Source organism: Cuneatibacter sp. NSJ-177 (assembly GCF_022867805.1).
Taxonomy (GTDB): Bacteria; Bacillota; Clostridia; order Lachnospirales; family Lachnospiraceae; genus Pseudolachnospira.
In genome coordinates, this window is record NZ_JALIFO010000007.1 from 105,578 (window position 1) to 125,507 (window position 19,930).

Below are 19,930 nucleotides of genomic sequence, written 5' to 3' on the forward strand. Positions count from 1 at the left end.
CGATGCAGGTCATTAAACTGAGAGAAGAATTTATCAAACTTGGACAGGTGCTGAAGGCGGTTGGTTTTGTAGAAAACGGAGCCGATGCCAAGGATGTGATCAAGCAGGGCATGGTCAAGGTAAACGGAGAAGTGGAAACGCGGAGAGGAAAAAAGCTTGTGGATGGGGACGAGGTCTCATTTGACGGGCAATTGGTTAAAATAGAGAAATGATTGTACAGTCCCTGGAATTGAAAAATTACAGAAATTATCAAGATATAAAGATGGATTTTCATCCGGGGACGAATCTGCTCTATGGGGATAATGCCCAGGGAAAGACCAATGCTCTGGAATCCATCTATCTTTGTGCGACCTCAAAATCCCACAAAGGGGCCAAGGATAAGGAGATCATCCGCTTTGGCGAGGAGGAAGCCCATATCAAGCTGATTGTGGAAAAGAGAGGGGTTCCCAACCGAATTGATATCCATCTGAAAAAAAACAAAACAAAGGGCGTGGCCGTGAACGGATCTCCGATCCGAAAGGTGACGGAACTGTTCGGTATTTTGAATGTGGTTTTTTTTGCGCCGGAGGATTTGAATATCATCAAGAACTCCCCGGCGGAGCGGCGGCGCTTTCTGGATTTGGAGCTCTGTCAGCTGGATAAAATTTATGCCCATAATTTGGTTAATTATAATAAAGTTATAGTTCAAAGGAATAAGCTCCTAAAGGAAATGGATGGCCGCGCCGGCTGGTATGAGACCCTAGATGTTTGGGATGAGCAGATGACGTCTTACGGGGTTCCCCTGATCGCCAGGCGGAGAGCTTTTGTGCGGGAGCTTGCCGGGATCGTACAGGAGATCCACTATTCCTTGAGTGGTGGAAGGGAACAGGTAGAAATATGTTATGCGTCGAATGTATCCGAAGAGGATTTCAAAAAGGTCCTGGCCAAAGAACGGGGCCGGGATCTAAAAATGCGGGCTTCTCTGACGGGCCCCCACCGGGATGATATCCGTTTTTTGATCAACGGAGTGGATGTCCGTCATTTTGGGTCACAGGGACAGCAGCGGACAGCCGCTCTTTCTTTGAAGCTGGCGGAGATCGAAATTGTAAAACAAAGGGTGAAGGACAGCCCGATTCTGCTTTTGGATGACGTGCTGTCGGAGCTGGACGGGAGCAGGCAGAATCAACTGCTTCAAAGAATTTCCCATATTCAGACAATTATGACCGGTACGGGTCTCGACGATTTCGTCGAACATTGTTTTCATATAGACAAGACATTCCATATTGAGAATGGAAACGTAGTAGGAGGATTCAATGAGCAACAACAATCAGGAATATAATGCGAATCAGATACAGATTCTGGAAGGATTGGAGGCAGTACGGAAGCGTCCCGGTATGTATATCGGCAGCACTTCTTCCCGTGGCCTCCATCATTTGGTATATGAAATCGTGGACAATGCGGTGGATGAGGCTCTGGCCGGATTTTGTGACACCATTTTGGTCCAGATGAACGCGGATAACTCCATCACCGTGGAGGACAATGGCCGCGGCATCCCAGTGGATATCCAGGAAAAAGCGGGAAAATCCGCTTTGGAAGTCGTTTTTACGATCCTTCATGCCGGCGGAAAATTCGGCGGCGGGGGATATAAAGTATCCGGCGGGCTCCACGGCGTAGGCGCTTCCGTCGTCAACGCACTTTCCACTTGGCTGGAAGTAGAAATCTACCGTGAAGGTAATGTCTATCATCAGCGGTATGAGAGAGGAAAAGTGACGCGTCCGGTCGAGATTACCGGAACCTGCAAAAAATCGAAGACCGGGACAAAGGTCACCTTCCTCCCGGATGATACGATTTTTGAGGAGACGGTGTACGATTATGATATCTTAAAGCAGCGTCTTCGGGAAACCGCGTTTCTGACGAAAAATTTGAAGATTGTTCTGCGGGACGACCGGGAAGAGAAAAAAGAAAAGACCTTCCACTATGAGGGCGGAATAAGACAGTTCGTCGAATATCTGAATAAAAGCAAGACTGCTCTGTACGAAAAGGTCGTCTACTGCGAAGGCACCAAGGATAAGGTATACGTCGAGGTGGCTTTCCAGCACAATGATTCCTTTACGGAAAGCACTTACACTTTTGTCAACAATGTCATTACACCAGAAGGAGGAACCCATCTTTCTGGCTTTAAGAATGCCTTGACCAAAACGTTTAATGATTATGCCAGAAGGAATAAGCTCTTAAAGGAAAATGAGCAGAATCTTTCCGGCGACGATATCCGCGAGGGATTGACGGCGATCGTCAGTATCAAGATCGAGGATCCTCAGTTTGAAGGCCAGACAAAACAGAAACTGGGGAACAGTGAAGCCCGCGGAGCCGTGGATACGGTGGTCAGCGAGCAGGTGACATATTTCCTGGAGCAGAATCCGACCATCGCAAAGATCATCTGCGACAAGGCAATCCTGGCTCAGAGGGCCAGGGCGGCCGCAAGAAAAGCCCGCGACCTGACACGGAGAAAGACAGCGTTAGAGAGCATGGCTCTTCCCGGAAAACTGGCGGACTGCTCGGACAAAAATCCGGAAAACTGCGAGATCTACATCGTAGAGGGAGACTCCGCCGGAGGCTCCGCCAAGTCGGCCCGCTCCCGCAGCACCCAAGCGATCCTTCCTCTACGCGGCAAAATTTTGAATGTGGAGAAAGCCAGCCTGGACCGTATTTTTGGAAATGCAGAGATCAAGGCTATGATCACTGCGTTCGGAACCGGAATCCATGAAGAATTTGATATCTCAAAACTTCGCTATCACAAGATTATCATCATGACCGATGCGGATGTGGACGGGGCGCACATCAGTACGCTGCTCCTGACCTTTATGTACCGTTTCATGCCGGATCTGATCAAGCAGGGCCATGTGTATCTGGCGCAGCCCCCGCTTTTTAAAGTGGAGAAGAATAAAAAAGTTTGGTATGCCTACAGCGATGTCGAACTGGACAATATTTTGAAAGAAATCGGCCGGGACAACAACAATAAGATTCAGCGTTACAAAGGACTCGGCGAGATGGATGCCGAGCAACTCTGGGAGACTACCATGGACCCGGAGAAGCGGATCTTAAAGCGGGTGATGATGGATGAGGAGATGGAGTCGGAGGTTGACGTAACCTTTACCACCCTGATGGGGGATAAGGTGGAGCCCCGGCGAGAATTCATCGAAGCCAATGCGGAATATGTAAAGAACCTGGATATTTAAGCGGAGGGAAGAATGGACGCAACAATTTTTGATTTTGATAAGATTCACGACGTGGATTTGAAAAAAACCATGGAGGATTCTTATATCGATTATGCGATGAGCGTAATCGTCTCCCGGGCGCTTCCCGATGTAAGGGACGGCCTGAAACCGGTACAGCGTAGAATTCTGTATTCCATGATTGAACTGAACAACGGACCCGACAAACCCCACAGAAAATGTGCGCGTATTGTCGGCGATACCATGGGTAAATATCATCCCCATGGGGACAGCTCCATCTATGAAGCGTTGGTAAAGCTGGCCCAGGATTTCTCCACCCGGTATCCCCTGGTGGACGGTCATGGAAACTTTGGATCCGTGGACGGAGACGGCGCGGCCGCCATGCGTTATACGGAAGCGCGTCTCAGCAAGATTTCCATGGAAATGATCGCGGATATCAACAAAGATACCGTGGATTTTGCCCCGAACTTTGACGAGACGGAAAAAGAGCCCCTTGTACTTCCTTCCCGGTTTCCCAACCTTCTGGTAAACGGAACTTCGGGAATCGCCGTGGGAATGGCCACAAATATCCCCCCTCATAACCTGAGGGAGACCATCGAGGCCGTGGCGAAAATCATCGATAACCAAGTGATGGAGGAACGGGAGACCACGATCGAGGAAATTCTAAAGATCGTCAAGGGCCCGGATTTCCCGACCGGCGCTATGATTATGGGAAAAGCCGGTATTGAAGAAGCTTACCGTACCGGGCGCGGAAAAATCCGCGTCAAGGCAGTAACGGATATTGAAGCCATGCCCAACGGCAAGAACCGGATCGTCGTCACTGAGCTGCCTTATATGGTGAACAAGGCCCGTCTGATCGAGAAAATTGCCGAGCTGGTAAAGGACAAGAAGATCGACGGCATCACGGATTTAAGAGATGAGTCCGACCGTACCGGCATGCGCATCTGTATTGAACTGCGCCGGGATGTGAATCCCAATATTGTGCTGAATCAGTTGTTCAAGCATACGCAGCTGATGGATACGTTCGGCGTCATTATGCTGGCTCTGGTGGATAATAAACCGCGGGTTTTGAATCTGTCCGAGATGCTTCATTTCTATCTGGATCACCAAAAAGAAGTGGTGACCCGCCGGACCAAGTATGATCTCAATAAGGCGGAGGAGCGGGCCCATATCTTACAGGGATTGCTGATCGCTCTGGATCATATCGACGAGGTAATCCGGATCATCCGTGGTTCGGAGAACGTTCAGGCGGCTAAGCAGAACTTGATGGAGCGCTTTGGCCTCAGCGATGCCCAGGCCCAGGCCATCGTGGACATGCGTCTCCGCGCTCTGACCGGTCTGGAAAGAGATAAGCTGGAGAAGGAATTCCAGGAATTGCAGCTGCGCATTGCGGAATTAAAGGCAATCCTGGCGGACGAAAAGAAACTGCTGATGGTGATCAGAGAAGAAATCTTAATCATTGCGGAGAAATACGGCGATGAGAGGAGAACGAAGATTGGCTTTGACGTGGATGACATTTCCATCGAGGACATGATCCCAGATGAGCCGACTGTGATTGCCATGACGAATCTGGGTTATATTAAACGGCTGAGCGTCGGCAATTTCAAGAGCCAGCACCGGGGAGGCAAGGGAATCAAAGGAATGCAGACCATTGAGGAGGATTTCATTGAAGATCTCCTGATGACGACCAACCACCAGTATATCATGTTCTTTACGAACTGGGGGAAGGTGTACCGGCTGAAGGCCTACGACATTCCTGAGTCCAGCCGCACGGCGAGAGGGACGGCCATCGTCAACCTGCTGCAGATCGCGCCAGGGGAAAAGGTGACCGCTATTATTCCGATCCGGGAATACCGGGAAGGGCGTTACCTGTTTATGGCGACCAAACAGGGAATGGTAAAGAAGACGCCAATCAAAGAATATGAGAACATTCGCCGGTCCGGCCTTGCCGCCATTACCTTAAAGGATGGCGACGAGTTGATCGAGGTGAAATTTACAAACGATGAAAAAGACATGCTGCTGGTGACAAAGTGCGGCCAGTGTATCCGTTTCCACGAGACCGACGTGCGTCCGACCGGAAGAGTTTCCATGGGCGTGATTGGAATGAAGCTGGATAAAGAAGATGAAGTCATCGGGATGCAGATGAATACCCAGGGAGATGCTCTGCTGATCGTTTCGGAAAACGGAATGGGCAAGAGGACCCTGATGGAAGAGTTTACCCCTCAGAACCGGGGCGGCAAGGGAGTGAAGTGCTATAAGATTAATTCCCGCACCGGAAATATCGTCGGGGCAAAGGTGGTAAAAGTAGAACAGGAGATTATGCTGATCACCACGGAAGGCATTATTATCCGAATCAACGTGGAGGATATCTCAACGCTGGGACGGATTACATCCGGAGTAAAGCTGATCAACATGGACAAAGACATCAAAGTGGCAAGCATAGCCAAAGTAAGGGAGGGAAGCTCGAAAGAGACGGACGAGCAGGTCCTTTTAGATCTGGAAAATGAAACGGAAAAATAGGAGGATAGAATGGCTTTTCGGATAATTACCGATTCTGCGACAGATATGCCGATGGATATCCGTGACAAATATCACCTCCATGTAATCCCTACCCCGTTTATCGTAAACGGGGTGGATTACTTGGACGGCGAGAAAATGACGACGGAAGAATTTTATCAGCTTCTGGATGATGAAAAAAATATTATTTCCACATACCACATCAACGAGTATATGTTTAAAAATGCGTTTGAGCCTTATGCGAAAGCGGGCGACGAGGTGCTGTACTGCTGTTTTTCAACCGGGATAGCAGGCACTTATAATGCGGCGAATCTGGCGAAAAGGGAGCTTCTCGAACAATATCCGGATTTTAAGATTACGATTAAGGACTGCAAGAGCGCGTCGCTGGGTTTTGGCCTCATTGTATATAAACTTTTAAAAATGCAGGAAAACGGAGCTCCCAAGGAACTGATTCTGGAGGCGGCGGATTATTTTACCTCCCATATCCGCCATGTGATTACTCCCCAGACCTTGAAGTACCTGATCAAGGGCGGCCGGATCAGTAAAGTCAGCGGCATCGTAGGGGAGGCCCTTGATGTTAAACCGATTATTATTGTCAACAAAGAGGGAGCATTGGAGCCAATCTCCAAGGTTAGGGGAAGAAAGAAATCGTTAAAAGCCCTGGTGGATTATGTGGAAAAAAATGTGGCGCCCATCGAGGGACAAGTTCTCGGTATGTGCCATGCGGGAGATCCGGAGGCGTTTGAATATACTAAGTCTCTGCTGTTAGAGCGGATGCAGCCCAAGCTGATTTTAACTTCGATGATCGGCTGTGCCATTGGAGCTCACACAGGCCGGGGTCTGATCGGAATTGTATTTATGGACGCGGATGACGGAAAATATGCGGAATACCTGAAATAGGAGATACTGCCATGAGAGTCGTACACACCAAAGAGATTATCCGGAATATCCGGGACATGTGCATCGAGGCAAACTATACTTTGTCGGAAGACATGGTGGAAGCGCTGAAAGCCGGGGTATTGGTGGAAGCCTCCCCCCTGGGAAAACAGATTTTGAAACAATTAAAAGAAAATCTGGTGATTGCCGAGCGGGATGAGATTCCGATCTGCCAGGACACCGGGTTGGCGGTTGTCTTTGCCGAGGTCGGCCAGGATGTGATGATCGAGGGGGGGAGCCTGACCGAAGCCATCAATGAGGGCGTCCGACAGGGCTATGTGGACGGATTCTTAAGAAAATCTGTGGTGGAAGATCCCATCGAGAGGAAAAATACCAAGGATAATACGCCGGCTGTGATCCATTATGAGATTGTGCCGGGGGAAGAAATCGCGCTGACCGTGGCTCCCAAGGGCGCGGGAAGTGAAAATATGAGCCGGATCTTTATGCTGAAGCCGGCGGACGGCATCGAGGGAGTCAAGTCAGCGATTTTGGAGACCGTCCGGGAGGCTGGGCCGAACGCCTGTCCTCCGATGGTAGTTGGAGTCGGAATCGGCGGCAATTTTGAAAAATGCGCCGAGATGGCAAAATTTGCCCTGACCAGGGAACTCTATGAGGAATCTCCGATCCCCTATGTGAGAGATCTTGAAAGTGAGATGCTGGAAAAAATCAATCAGCTCGGAATCGGCCCGGCCGGACTGGGCGGAACCGTGACGGCGCTGGCCGTAAACATTGAGACCTATCCGACCCACATCGCTTGTCTGCCGGTGGCGGTCAATCTATGCTGCCATGTGAACCGCCATGTAAGGAGGGTGCTGTAATGAACCAAACATTGACTATGCCCTTGACCAAAGAGGCGGCCGCCGGACTTACGGCCGGAGATTATGTGACCATCAGCGGCGTGATCTATACCGCTCGGGACGCGGCCCACAAAAGAATGATAGAGACTTTGGAAGCAGGCGGGGAGCTTCCGATCCCCATGGAAGGGACAGTTCTTTACTATATGGGACCTTCCCCGGCCAGAAACGGAAGACCCATCGGGTCTGCGGGACCCACAACTGCGAGCCGGATGGACCGGTATGCGCCAAAGCTGATGGAACTGGGTCTGGCTGGTATGATTGCAAAAGGAAAGCGGAATCAGGAAGTACAGGACGCAATCGTAAAAAACGGAGCGGTTTATTTTGCAGCGGTAGGCGGAGCAGGGGCTCTGCTCTCACAGAGGATTAAAAAGGCGGAAGTTGTGGCCTATGAGGATTTGGGAGCGGAGGCGATTCGGAAACTCCTGGTGGAAGATTTCCCTGTCATCGTTGTGATTGACAGCAAGGGAAACAATCTCTATGAGACCGCGGTAAAGGAATATCAGAGTCAGTAAAAGCCGTTAGGCAATTTCCTCATCCTAAGCAATGTGTGAGAAAAGACGAGGTGAAAGGAGTTGCTGTTGCCATGAGAACAATTCTTGTAGATGATGACCCCGTTACACGGAAAGAGTTCCTGACAAATGCAGAGGAGATTGCTTCCATCGAATTGGTGGAGGTCTTTGACAACATCCGGGATGCTCTGACGTATAGCCAGATCAACAAAGTGGATCTCGCCGTGCTGGACGTGTGGGACGGGGAATGGAATGGAACCTATTTTGGGGAGAGGCTGAAGGATTTAAATCCGGATGTCATCATCATATACATAACGGGTCAGAAAGAATTGAGTCTGGCACTGGAAGCGATTCGCCTGACAGCAGCGGCCTATCTCCTCCGCCCTTATCAGTTGGAGGACCTGAATTATGCCCTGGAAACTGCGAAACTTCTTTCCCGGAAGAGAAAGAGGAGAATCTATGCCAGGACCTTCGGACATTTCGATTTATTTGTGGATGGAAAGCCGACGGAATTTAAATCGGCCAAGGCAAAAGAACTACTGGCGCTTCTGGTGGACCGGCAGGGAGGGATTGTGACCAACGACCAGGCCATCGGCACCCTGTGGGATTATCGCATGAACGACGATGCGACCCAGAGCCTGTATTCCAAGGTCAGAAAGTCTCTGCAAAATCAGCTTCAGGAGATTCAGGCGGAGAGGATTTTGATCGTGACGAGAAAAGGATGCAGCCTGGACTTGGATGAGCTGGACTGTGACCTTTACCAGCTGCTGCGGGGAGACGATGAAATCAAAAAGCATTACTATGGCCAGTACATGGCGGATTATAGCTGGGCGGAATATCGGATTGCCGGGCTGGAGCGCCTGATCAATGGTTAGTGCGTATGGTCTGTGTTGGAGTGATGAAAAGACGTTTGCCAATAGATATGAAGTTAAGAGAGTTCCGCATAGCGGGGCTCTTTTTATATAAAAATTCCAGTTCTATTCCGCTTTTATTCCATTTCAAATCCTCTTTTAGTCAAGAACGGTTCCATGATACTTGTTATAATTATCATACAATGAATTGAAAAACAGGATGAAATCAGAGATAATAATTTAGCAAATCGTAAATTTTATTAATATATAAATTAAATAGAAATTGAGCGGGAAACTAGTAGTTACTATCTGTAATGCAGTGCCTAAAATCACAAAGAGGTGAAAATATTAACGATTTCACCTCTTTTTCTATCTATCAAATAATGCGGAACCTGTCCTTGTCAGGAAGGCGGATGGACAGGAGAAGCTTTGCAATAAAAAAATAGGGAGGAGAGACGAATGGAGTACATACGCATGATTTTTGAAAAGGGAGGAGAGCTGACCATTGGGCTGAACTCCGATCAGGCGCCGCAGACGGTTGCAAGTATCTTAAACAGCATACCGTTTGAGAGCAGGCTGACCCATACCAGGTGGTGTGGAAGGGAAGTTTATTTTGATTTTTACACAAAGAAACTTCCGCCCATGGAGAATAACACGGGAATCGTCAGCAAGTTTGATGTGGGATATTGGAGAGAGAACTGGGAACAAACTTTTCCCTCCGGGGAAAGGCCGGTGGAAACCTTATCCTTCTACTACGGGCCGGAACATCTTTCCTTTCACGGAGGATGGATTACGGTCAATGTAATAGGGAGAGTCCAGTGGGAACAGGAAGAAATGCTTGACAAAATCGGGGAGAGAATCTGGAAAGAGGGAACGGAAAAAGTATGGATTGAGAAACTGTGATTGGGAAAAGAAAGGGGTTCTACATGAAAAAAATGGGAAAAAGATGGTTGGCACTATTTTTAATGTCCGTTATGGTATTTTCCTCTTGCGGAGGGAATGGGGGAGACGAATCAAAAGCTGAATCGGCAACGGCAGGCACGGGAGACAGAGAGAAAATTGTCCGCATCACCGCTTCCTTCCCGCTCCAGAGTGATCCTGCGATTGGAAGCAATTCCGTGGAAGCGGCTGTGATGTTTAACATTTATGATTCCTTGGTATTTCCGGACGTGGACGGAACCATCGTGCCTCACTTAGCGGAAAAATGGGATGTCAGTGAGGATGGGATGATCTATACCTTCCAGATCCGGAAAGGCGTGAAATTTCACGATGGGTCGGAAATGACGGCGGAGGATGTGGCTTTCAGTATGAACCGCCTCCTGGCAATCGGAGAAGGATTTTCCTATCTCTTTGTCCCCTATGTAAAAGAAGCCGTCGCCAAGGATGACACGACGGTGGAATTCCATATGAAGCAGACCTTTGGACCCTTTGTATCGGCACTGGTTCGAATGAGCGTCTTGAATAAAGATGTCGTGATGGCAAATTTGGCCGAGGGTCCTTACGGGGAATTTGGAGATTACGGGAAGGCTTATCTCTTAACGGCCGACGCAGGCTGCGGCCCTTATCGGATCACCGAAGTCAGCGTATCGGAGAAAATGACAGCGGAAAAATTTGAGGATTACTATCTGGGCTGGGGGGAAAATAATCCGGAAAAAATCCAGTTTGTGGCCGTCAACGACTCCGCCACCATCCGCACCTTGATGTCAAATCGGGAATTAGAGATTACCGATGAGTGGCAGTCCATGGAAAATCTGAATACCCTGTCCGCCATTGATGGAATCGATGTGACCAATATGTATACCGGGGCGGTGGTGAATCTGGAGATGAACACCAAAATTGCTCCCACGGATGATATCCATTTCCGGAAGGCAATGTCTTATCTGATGGATTACGCAACAGTTACATCTTCCATCTATCCTGGGGCGAAACAGGCGAAAGGCCCGGTATCGGGCGCTTATCTGGGAAGAGATGAAGATTTGTTTCAGTACAGCTATGATCTGGAAAAGGCTAAGGAGGAGCTGAAAAAGTCCCCTTACTATGATCAGCTTTCCAATTACCCGATTACGATTGAGTGGAGCGCGGATGTGCCGGACGAAGAAAAGATTTGTCTTTTGCTCCAGCAGGCCTGTTCCCAGGTGGGAATCACTTTAAATATTCAAAAATCCCCGTTTGCCACGTTGATCGCCAATGTGGCGACGCCGGAAACCACCTCCCATATCACTATCATGTATCCCAGCGACAGCTACAATGAGGCCGGTTCGGTCTTAGCCCTGCGCTATCACTCCACCACATCGGGAACTTTCACCCAGTATGAATGGCTCCTAAACGATGATATCGATGCAGCAATCGAAGATTCTCTCCAGACATTAAACCAAGAGGAGCGGATGGAAAAATATAAAAAAATTCAGCAGGATCTGATAGAGCTCTGTCCTACCATCTGGGTTTGTGAGTGGGCGGAGATGCGGGCCTACCAGTCCGGATACCTGTACTGGCCGGAGGCCGAACAAGGGAAAAACGGCGGTACAAACGCTCCGATTATGGGAAGAAGCATGTACTGCAGGACCATGGAATTTAGAAATTAGCCATTGGGAAACGGAGGCAATGGAATGAAACGATTAAAATATATTTTGCACCGTTTACTGTGGTCCGTTTTTGTCCTCTTCGGTCTGTCCATTCTGATTTTCTGCATTGCCAGGGTTATCCCTGGCGATGCGGCCACCATGGCGCTTGGGACCAGGGCGACCGAGGAGGCAAAAGAGTTGTATCGGGAACAGAACCATTTGAACGAACCGATACCGGTCCAATACGTTTACTGGCTGAAAAGCGCAGTACAGGGAGATTTTGGACAGTCCACGCAGACCAGGCGGGCCGTATCGTCTGACGTGGCGGAATTTCTTCCCGCCACCCTGGAATTGATTTTATTTGCCGCTATCTTGGAGATTGTGGGAGGGTTGCTGCTGGGCGTGCTCTGCGCCCGCTATGCAGGAAGCTGGTTTGATAATCTGATCCGGGTGGTTTCCTACGTCGGTATTTCCGTGCCCGCCTTTGTGTGGGCGATCCTGTTCATGCTGACTTTCTCCTTCTTGATTCCGATTCTGCCCACCATCGGGCGGATCAGCGCCGGAATCACGGTTCCCCCCGTCACTGGCTTTTTACTGATCGACTCTCTGATCGCAGGAAATTTTCAAGCCTTCGGCGATGTCCTGAAGCATCTGATCATGCCGGGGACGGCTCTGGCTCTGGCCGGAATCGCTCAATCGGCAAGAATCACCAGAGGAAGTATGCTTGAGAATGTAGAAAAGGATTATGTCGGTTCCGAGATCGCATCCGGAATGCCGCTGCGCCGGGTTTACGCCCGCTACATTCTCCGCCCGGCCGCGTCGCCGACGGTTGCAATCATTGCTTTAGATATCGCCGCCATGCTGGGAAACGCATTTCTGGTGGAAGTGATCTACAGTTATCCCGGCATATCCAAATATGGGATCAACGCTATTTTGAATAAGGATTTGAATGCGATTGTCGCCGTCGTGCTGGTGATCGGCGTTACGTTCCTGATCGTCAATATCCTGGTGGACATCATCTCCTCTGTCTTGGATCCCAGAATACGCGCATAGAAAGGAGGAGAATCCAATGGAAGATAGGAATGGAAATGTAGAAGCGGAGGAACGGCGCAAGAAAAGGCAGGCGAGAACGGAGAACCTGAAAAGAAAGTGGTATCAGTTTTCCCGGAATAAAATGTCGGTGGTCGGACTGGTGATCGTGGTTTTGATCATCCTGGCGGCGGTGTTCCAAAGTTTAATTGCACCTTATCCACAGCACGCAAAGGAATATGTGGATTTTGCCAATGCAAACAAGGCTCCCTGTGCACAATTCCTTTTGGGAACGGACGCTTACGGACGGGATGTGCTGAGCCGCATCATTTTCTCCTTCCGGAACGCGCTGATGATGGGACTCGGCGTCCTGTGTGTTGCCGTGCCGGTGGGAGTGATTATGGGACTGATCGCAGGATATTACAAAGATAAAATCGGTTCCACCGTTATTATGAGGGTGGTGGATATTTTCCTCTCTCTGCCGTCGCTGGTTCTGGCGCTGGCCGTGGCCGCCTTACTGGAGCCAAATCTCTTCCACTCGATGATGGCGCTGACTTTTTCCTGGTGGGCCTGGTACGCCAGGCTGGTCTACGGAAAGGCGTCTTCAATCCGGAAGGAATACTATATCCAGTCGGCGGAGCTGATCGGGGCCGGGCGGTTCCACATTTTGTTCCGGGAGGTCCTGCCCAACTGCTTTTCCACGATTCTGACCAAAATGACGTTGGATATGGGAGTCGTAATCCTGATGGGAGCTTCCTTAAGCTTTGTAGGGCTGGGAGAACAGCCCCCTAATCCCGCTCTTGGCACCATGATTTCCGACGGATACAAGACGCTCCCCGAAAACTGGTGGCTGACCCTCTTCCCGGCCCTTGCGATCATGCTGATCGTTTTGGCTTTCAATCTGCTGGGGGATGGAATCAGCGATATGATGAGCTCAGGGGAGGGATGACGATGAAGGAAGGGAATTTATTACTTGATATCAAAGATCTCCATGTCCATTACCAGGTTTATGGGGGCAAGACAAAGGTGATCGACGGCATTGATTTTCAGGTGGAAGCCGGAAAAAAAATCGGCCTGGTGGGGGAGAGCGGGTGCGGAAAAACCACGATGGTCCGCTCCGTCATGCAGGTGCTGCCCACGCAGGCCAGGATTCCAAAGGGAGAAGTTTTTTTCGACGGGGATGCCCTGCTGAAAATATCAAAAAGGGATCTGAACCGGGTAAGAGGACAGAAAATGTCCATGATTTTTCAGGACCCTACGGCATCCCTGAATCCGGTCTTCACGATCGGCAGCCAGATTGAAGACACCATCCGTTACTCCGGCATGGTGAAGGGAAATGATAAAAAAGTGATCCATGAGAAAGCTATTCAGGCTCTCAAGGACTGTTCCATGCCGGATCCGGAGCGCCTTCTCAAATGTTATCCCTTTGAACTTTCCGGAGGAATGCGCCAGCGGGTCTGCATTGCCATGGCGCTTGCCACCGCCAGCAAGCTGATGATCGCGGATGAGCCCACTACCAACTTGGATGTGACGATCCAGGATCAGGTTCTCCGTCTGATCCGACAGCTGTGCGAAAAGAAGAATATGTCTCTGATCCTGATTACCCATTCGCTGGGGGTGGCGAGGATGATGACGGATTGGATCTATGTGATGTATGCGGGGCAGATTGTGGAGAAGGCGGTAACTTCACGGATCTTTGAACATCCTTATCATCCTTACACGGTAGGGTTGATGGAGTCGATTCCGAAACTGACCGGGGAAGGTATCATGGAAGGGATTTCCGGGAAGCTGCCCAACTACTTAAATCCTCCAAAAGGCTGCCGGTTCCAGGACCGCTGCAAGAAGGTCATGGAAAAATGCAGGAACTGTAAACCGCGGCTGTTTCCGGTGGAGGAGAATCATCAGGTCGCCTGTTTCCTCTATGAAAGGGGGCGGGCGGAAGATCCGGAGGTGAGCCATGAGTGACCCGATTTTAACCGTAAAGAATTTAAAAAAATACTTTCCCACCGGAAAGGAAGGGAAATTTGTAAAAGCCATCGACGACGTTAGTTTTGAGATCCGGGAAAACGAGGTTGTGGGGCTGGTGGGAGAAAGCGGATCCGGCAAAAGCACCACGGCCTATACCATCATGGGGATGCACGCCATTACATCCGGTGCCATCACATACCGGGGCAGAGATCTCTCCATGCCGGCGAAGAAAAGGCCGGCGGAATTAAAGAAGGAAATCCAGATCGTTTTTCAGGATCCGGGGACTTCGCTGAATCCCCAGAGAAACGTAGGCCAGATTCTCCAAATGCCGTTGAAAGTACATCATATCGTGGAGAAGCATGAATGGCTGAAACGAGAGGAAGAGCTGCTTCGCCTGGTGGGAATGGAGCCGGATACGGTTTACCGCTATCCCAAGTCCTTGGGAGGAGGGGAGCGCCAACTGGTGGCAATTGCCAGAGCGCTGGCTACCAACCCTTCTTTGATGGTGCTGGATGAACCGACCTCCTCCCTGGATGTATCGATCCAGGCAAAGATCATCCGCACGTTGATGGATCTTCAAAAAAAACTGGGAATGTCCTATCTCTTTATCACCCATGATATGAGTTTGATGAGGAACATTGCGGACCGGATTGCCATCATGTATCTAGGGCGGATCATGGAGATGGCGCCGGCCCAGGCGTTTTTTGAAAATCCCCAGCATCCGTATACAAAGATGCTGGTCTCCTCGATTCCGGTTGTTTTGGAGGAAGAGGAAAAATTAAAGCCGGATCGGGTTGAGTCCAGGGGAGAGATCCCTAGTCCCGTGGATATTCCGCCTGGCTGCCGGTTCCATGGAAGGTGCCCCTATGCAGAGGAGATATGCAGGAGGGAAGAACCTCCGATGAGAGAGGTGCTGCCGGATCACTACGTGGCCTGCCATCTGGCGGGAGGCAAGAACGAGACGAAAGGAAGGATTTAATCATGGCGAACAAGAAGTATCGTGTTTCCGCGGATATTGGCGGAACCTTCACTGACATCGTATTCTACGACACAGAAACAGGCGAATATCTGGAAGGAAAAACTTTATCCACGCCAGAAAACCTTTCCGATGCCATCATCAATGGAATCGGAGAGCGAATCGAAGATTACCGCGACATTGAATTTTTCGTACACGGCACCACTTCCGGTTTAAATGCGTTTCTAGAGAGGAAGGGGGCTAGGGTCGCCCTTCTCACCACGAAAGGTTTCCGGGACGTATATGAAATTGCCAGAGGAAACCGGCCTCAAATGTATAATTTCCGTTACCAGAAAGCCACTCCTCTGTTGGAAAGGCTGGATGTGTTTGAGATTGAAGAGCGGATGATGTCTGAGGGCAGGGAGTTAATCCCGGTGTCTGAACAATCAATCGCCGAGGCTGCGGAAAAAATCAAGAAGGGGGGCTATTCCTCCGTCGCCGTCTGCTTTATCAATGCTTATGACGATCCTTCCCATGAGTTGAGAGCAGAGGAACTATTGAAAAAATATTTGCCGGACACTTCCGTTTCCCTCTCTCACCGTGTGGCCAGAGAGTGGAGAGAATATGAGAGAACCAGCACCACGGTAATAAACGCGTACATTGCTCCCATCGTCCAAAAATACCTGGATTCCTTGGAGCAGAGAATGGCGTCCCGCAATTATGAAAAAAATGTACATATCATGCAGAGCGGCGGCGGGGTCATCACGGCGGAAATAGCAAAGGAGACCCCAATTCAGACGCTGCTGTCGGGACCGGTCGGCGGCGCCGTGGGAAATCAGGCTCTCTCAGAGCTTTTAGGCTATAAAAACCTGATCGGCGTCGATATGGGAGGAACCAGCTACGATGTCAGCATGATCGTGGACGGCCGCCCGGATGTGTCCACGGAAGTCAATTTGGAGGGATTTCCGATCATGGTTCCGATGGTAAATATTTATACAATCGGGGCCGGAGGCGGAAGTATCGCCTGGATCGAGGCCGGAGGGCTTCGGGTCGGTCCGAGGAGCGCGGGATCCGTGCCGGGGCCTGCCTGCTACGGCAGAGGAGGAAAACAGCCCACAATCACCGATGCCAATGCCGTTCTGGGTCATATTGATCCGGAAGGCTTCCTGGGGGGAAGAATGACCCTTGACAAGGATGCGGCCATAGAGGCGATCCGCACCGTTTCGGAACCCTTGGGTATGGACGTCCAGGAAACAGCGGAGGGAATTTTAAAGATCGCAGACGCAAAGATGGCGGATGCCATAAGGCAGCTGACCGTCCGCAAGGGAATCGATCCCAGAGAATTCGTCCTGGTGGCGTTCGGCGGGGCCGGTCCCATGCACGCCTGTTCTACGGCCGAGGAACTGGATATTGAGACGGTATTGATGCCGGAAATGCCTGGAATTTTCTCCGCATGGGGGATGCTCCAGTCCGATATCCGCCAGGATCTCAGCCGCACCATGCAATCAACGGCCGGCAATCTGAATATCAGGGAAGTGGCGGAAAAATTTGAGGAAATGATGGGTGAAGCCATGGCCCTTCTTGAAAAGCAGCATATCACGAAGGATCAGGCAGAATTTGTCCGCAGCGCGGATATGCGGTATCTGGGCCAGGAATATACAGTGAGAGTGAATTTTGCAGGGGAACAAGTGGATGAAGAAGCCGTCCGCGCGCTGACGGAAACCTTCCATCAGCTCCACCAGCAGATTTACGGCCACAGCAACCGGGAAGGCGAGGTCGAGATCGTTACCCTGCGCCTGGTCGGCCTGGGGCGGCTGGATAAGATTAAGAAGAAAAAATCCGAAATCACAAGCAGCGAGGAGCCGAAGCCGTCAAAAACGATGAAAGCGATTTTCTTCGGAAAGGAATATGACGCGCGTATCTATCAGAGAAAAGATCTGATCTCCGGCCAGACCTTCTCCGGGCCGGCGATCGTGGAGGAGTTTACCACTACCTCCGTGATTCCTCCCAACTGGAAGGTAACCATTGATTCTTACCGCAACATGGTTGCCAGCAGAATGTATAAGAAAGAGGTGTAAGCTATGGCAAATACGGAATGGACGAGTAATCCGATCACAACTGAAATCATTCGGAATGCGTTTTTGTCAGCGGCGGAGGAAATGTGCGAAAGCTTATTTCGAAGCTCCTATACGCCGATTATTTATGAGATGAAGGACTGTGCCGTAGGCTTGTTCAACGAGAACCTGGAGGTGCTGGGGCAGAGCACCGGCGTTCCTTTGTTTCTGGGAAATCTGCAGGAGACGGTCCGCTTTGCCATGGATTATTATGGAGGGAAGGAATATTTCCAGGACGGAGATATCTACATTTTGAACGACTGCTACATCTCCGGCACCCATTTGAATGACATGACAGTATTTGCTCCTATCTTTTACAAAGGGGAGCTGGTCGGCTTTTCTGCCAACCGGGCTCATTGGCTGGATGTAGGCTCTAAGGATCCGCTGGCGCCCATGGATTCCACTTCCATTTTCCAGGAAGGAATCCGTCTTGGGCCGCTGAAAATTGCGGATGCAAACGGACTGAAAAAAGATTTGATTGACACGATCTGTATGAACAGCCGGTTCCCGAAGAACGCCCACGGGGACCTGAACGGCCAGATTGCAGGCTGCAAGACAGGCGAAAAAAGATTGCGCACGCTGATCGACCGGTTCGGCACCGACACGATCCGCCATGCGACAAAGGATATTTTTGAGCAGACGGCCCGCATGGAGAAAGAGGTTTTAAAAGGAATTCCGGCCGGCGTCTATGAACAAACCGGTTTTCTGGATAACGACGGGGTCAGCGACGAACCGATTGTAGTGAAGATGAAGCTGGTCATCGACGAAGACGGAAAGATGGAAATCGATCTTAGCGGATCCAGTGAGATGGCGGAGGGAAGCACCAACTGCGGTCTGGCCCAGACCATATCCGCCTGCCGCGTGGCCTATAAGATGCTGGTTTTGCCGGAAGCACCTGTGACCGGCGGATCCTTCCGTGATCTCTCAATAAAGGTTCCGGGTCACAGTATTTTCTGTGCGGAGGAACCGGCGGCCTGTTCCTGGTATTTCTCCCATCTGGGACTATTGATCGATTTGATCATTAAATCCGTGTCCGAGGCGGCGCCCCACATGGTGGCGGGCGCTCACTACGGGGATTCCATGGTTTGCTATCTCTCCGGCATCAACCCGAAGACAGGGGAGCTCTATGCCCATGATGAGCCCACCATCGGCGGCTGGGGCGCCCATGACGGCGGGGACGGCCAGGATTGCCTGGTGAATGTAGCCAACGGCGATTTCAAAAACTTCCCGGTGGAAATCTTTGAGCATCAGTTCCCAATCATGGTGGAAGAGTATGCGATCCGGCCGGACAGCGAAGGTCCGGGCAAATACAGGGGCGGACTCGGCGTAAAACGGACTTACCGGATGCTGGCGGAAGAAACCTTTCTGTATCTTTGGTTTGAGCGGTCTAAGATGCCGGCCTGGGGAGTGTGCGGAGGAAAGTCTGCGGTAGGGCCGGAAATCCGGATTTTGGATGAGCAAGGGAATCTGGTGGATACCTGTCTGAAGGCGAGCAAATATCCGATGAAGAAGGGCTGGACCGTAAAAATCCGGACCGGCGGAGGCGGCGGTTACGGCGATCCGTTGGAGAGAGACGAGGAGAAAGTAGTTCACGACTGTCATTTTGGCTATATCAGCGCTGATCATGCCAGGGAGGCGTATGGAGTAGTGATGAATACAGACGGCGAGATCGACCGTCCGGCCACAAAAAAACTAAGAGCGGCGAAATAAAAAATAGCTGCGGAACAAAGTGGAGTAGATGTTTTTGCCCAAGTCCCTTTTTATTATTGATGCGGCGCGTGGGCGCGAAAGGCGGTTTTTCCTCCCAGATTTTCCGTTTTATTCGAGCCCACGCAACAAAGTGGTAAGTTTGGAAAAAAATTAAAAAAAGGCGTTGACAAGCATTTTCTTTTTTAGTACAATGTATAAGCACTGTCGAAAGTGCGTCTAATTAAAAATAGTTTTTATCAGTTCGGAGAAATACTCAAGAGGCCGAAGAGGCGCCCCTGCTAAGGGTGTAGGTCGGGCAACCGGCGCGAGGGTTCAAATCCCTCTTTCTCCGCTCTGCACCGCTTGCGCATTTGTAAAAAAATGTAAAAAGAGGGTTGACAGAAAGCACACACCGTGCTATACTAAAATTCCACCGCAAAAACGGTGCGGACAAGCTAGAAAAAAGTTGAAAAAAGTTCTTGACAGAGCGAGCCAAATATGGTAACATTAAGAAGTTCGCCTCAGAACAAAACAACACAGAACCTTGACAAATGAACAATGTATCCAACCCCGAAAATTCGAAAAGAATTATTCGGAAGAACAAAAACCTTTAAAAAAGGTAAAGACGGAAAGAATTAGCTAGCAAGTTGATTCTGGAAGGAAGCAAACTTAAACATGAGAGTTTGATCCTGGCTCAGGATGAACGCTGGCGGCGTGCTTAACACATGCAAG

The 19,930-nt window shown here is 50.2% G+C and carries 16 protein-coding genes, 1 tRNA gene and 1 rRNA gene; all 18 read left to right on the forward strand.

From position 1 onward, the window contains the following. Window positions 1-2 precede the first annotated feature (2 nt). Window positions 3-212 carry an RNA-binding S4 domain-containing protein gene (locus MUB23_RS14250; protein WP_244801267.1) on the forward strand — a complete coding sequence of 70 codons (210 nt, stop codon included), beginning with the start codon at window positions 3-5 and terminating at the stop codon, window positions 210-212. After that, entirely contained in the window at window positions 209-1,318 is a 1,110-nt protein-coding gene (gene recF, locus MUB23_RS14255; protein ID WP_244801268.1) for a DNA replication/repair protein RecF, read from the forward strand. Before MUB23_RS14250 ends, recF begins: the two co-directional genes overlap by 4 nt. Further along, window positions 1,293-3,215, forward strand: a complete 1,923-nt coding sequence (gene gyrB / locus MUB23_RS14260; protein ID WP_244801269.1) for a DNA topoisomerase (ATP-hydrolyzing) subunit B — start codon at window positions 1,293-1,295, stop codon at window positions 3,213-3,215. Before recF ends, gyrB begins: the two co-directional genes overlap by 26 nt. Before the next feature lie 12 nt (window positions 3,216-3,227). After that, window positions 3,228-5,732 carry a DNA gyrase subunit A gene (gene gyrA, locus MUB23_RS14265; RefSeq protein ID WP_244801270.1) on the forward strand — a complete coding sequence of 835 codons (2,505 nt, stop codon included), beginning with the start codon at window positions 3,228-3,230 and terminating at the stop codon, window positions 5,730-5,732. A 9-nt stretch (window positions 5,733-5,741) separates the two neighbouring features. Next, window positions 5,742-6,629, forward strand: a complete 888-nt coding sequence (locus MUB23_RS14270; protein WP_244801271.1) for a DegV family protein — start codon at window positions 5,742-5,744, stop codon at window positions 6,627-6,629. An 11-nt stretch (window positions 6,630-6,640) separates the two neighbouring features. Then, window positions 6,641-7,483, forward strand: a complete 843-nt coding sequence (locus tag MUB23_RS14275; protein ID WP_244801272.1) for a fumarate hydratase — start codon at window positions 6,641-6,643, stop codon at window positions 7,481-7,483. Beyond that, entirely contained in the window at window positions 7,483-8,034 is a 552-nt protein-coding gene (locus MUB23_RS14280; protein WP_244801273.1) for a Fe-S-containing hydro-lyase, read from the forward strand. The genes MUB23_RS14275 and MUB23_RS14280 overlap by 1 nt, the downstream gene beginning before the upstream one ends. 71 nt (window positions 8,035-8,105) lie before the next feature. Continuing rightward, complete coding sequence (locus tag MUB23_RS14285) at window positions 8,106-8,906, forward strand: response regulator (RefSeq protein ID WP_244801274.1); 801 nt, start codon at window positions 8,106-8,108, stop codon at window positions 8,904-8,906. A gap of 435 nt (window positions 8,907-9,341) precedes the next feature. Next, the gene (locus MUB23_RS14290; RefSeq protein ID WP_244801275.1) at window positions 9,342-9,785 is read left to right on the forward strand and encodes a DUF3830 family protein; all 444 of its coding nucleotides are present in this window, start codon (window positions 9,342-9,344) and stop codon (window positions 9,783-9,785) included. 47 nt (window positions 9,786-9,832) lie between these two features. Next, complete coding sequence (locus MUB23_RS14295) at window positions 9,833-11,464, forward strand: ABC transporter substrate-binding protein (RefSeq protein WP_244801276.1); 1,632 nt, start codon at window positions 9,833-9,835, stop codon at window positions 11,462-11,464. A gap of 24 nt (window positions 11,465-11,488) precedes the next feature. Next, window positions 11,489-12,496 (forward strand): ABC transporter permease, encoded by a 1,008-nt coding sequence (locus MUB23_RS14300; RefSeq protein WP_244801277.1) that lies wholly within the window; start codon window positions 11,489-11,491, stop codon window positions 12,494-12,496. 16 nt (window positions 12,497-12,512) lie between these two features. Then, the gene (locus tag MUB23_RS14305) at window positions 12,513-13,421 is read left to right on the forward strand and encodes an ABC transporter permease (RefSeq protein WP_244801278.1); all 909 of its coding nucleotides are present in this window, start codon (window positions 12,513-12,515) and stop codon (window positions 13,419-13,421) included. 2 nt (window positions 13,422-13,423) lie between these two features. After that, complete coding sequence (locus tag MUB23_RS14310; protein ID WP_244801279.1) at window positions 13,424-14,437, forward strand: ABC transporter ATP-binding protein; 1,014 nt, start codon at window positions 13,424-13,426, stop codon at window positions 14,435-14,437. Beyond that, on the forward strand, window positions 14,430-15,419 hold the full coding sequence (locus tag MUB23_RS14315; protein WP_244801280.1) for an ABC transporter ATP-binding protein: 990 nt from the start codon (window positions 14,430-14,432) through the stop codon (window positions 15,417-15,419). Before MUB23_RS14310 ends, MUB23_RS14315 begins: the two co-directional genes overlap by 8 nt. 2 nt (window positions 15,420-15,421) lie before the next feature. Further along, on the forward strand, window positions 15,422-17,473 hold the full coding sequence (locus tag MUB23_RS14320; protein WP_244801281.1) for a hydantoinase/oxoprolinase family protein: 2,052 nt from the start codon (window positions 15,422-15,424) through the stop codon (window positions 17,471-17,473). A 3-nt stretch (window positions 17,474-17,476) separates the two neighbouring features. After that, window positions 17,477-19,219, forward strand: coding sequence for a hydantoinase B/oxoprolinase family protein (locus tag MUB23_RS14325; protein ID WP_244801282.1), 1,743 nt, complete (start codon window positions 17,477-17,479; stop codon window positions 19,217-19,219). 243 nt (window positions 19,220-19,462) lie between these two features. Next, window positions 19,463-19,550: transfer RNA gene (locus tag MUB23_RS14330), tRNA-Ser, on the forward strand. 319 nt (window positions 19,551-19,869) lie between these two features. Then, a 16S ribosomal RNA gene (locus MUB23_RS14335) occupies window positions 19,870-19,930 on the forward strand; the annotation flags it as partial.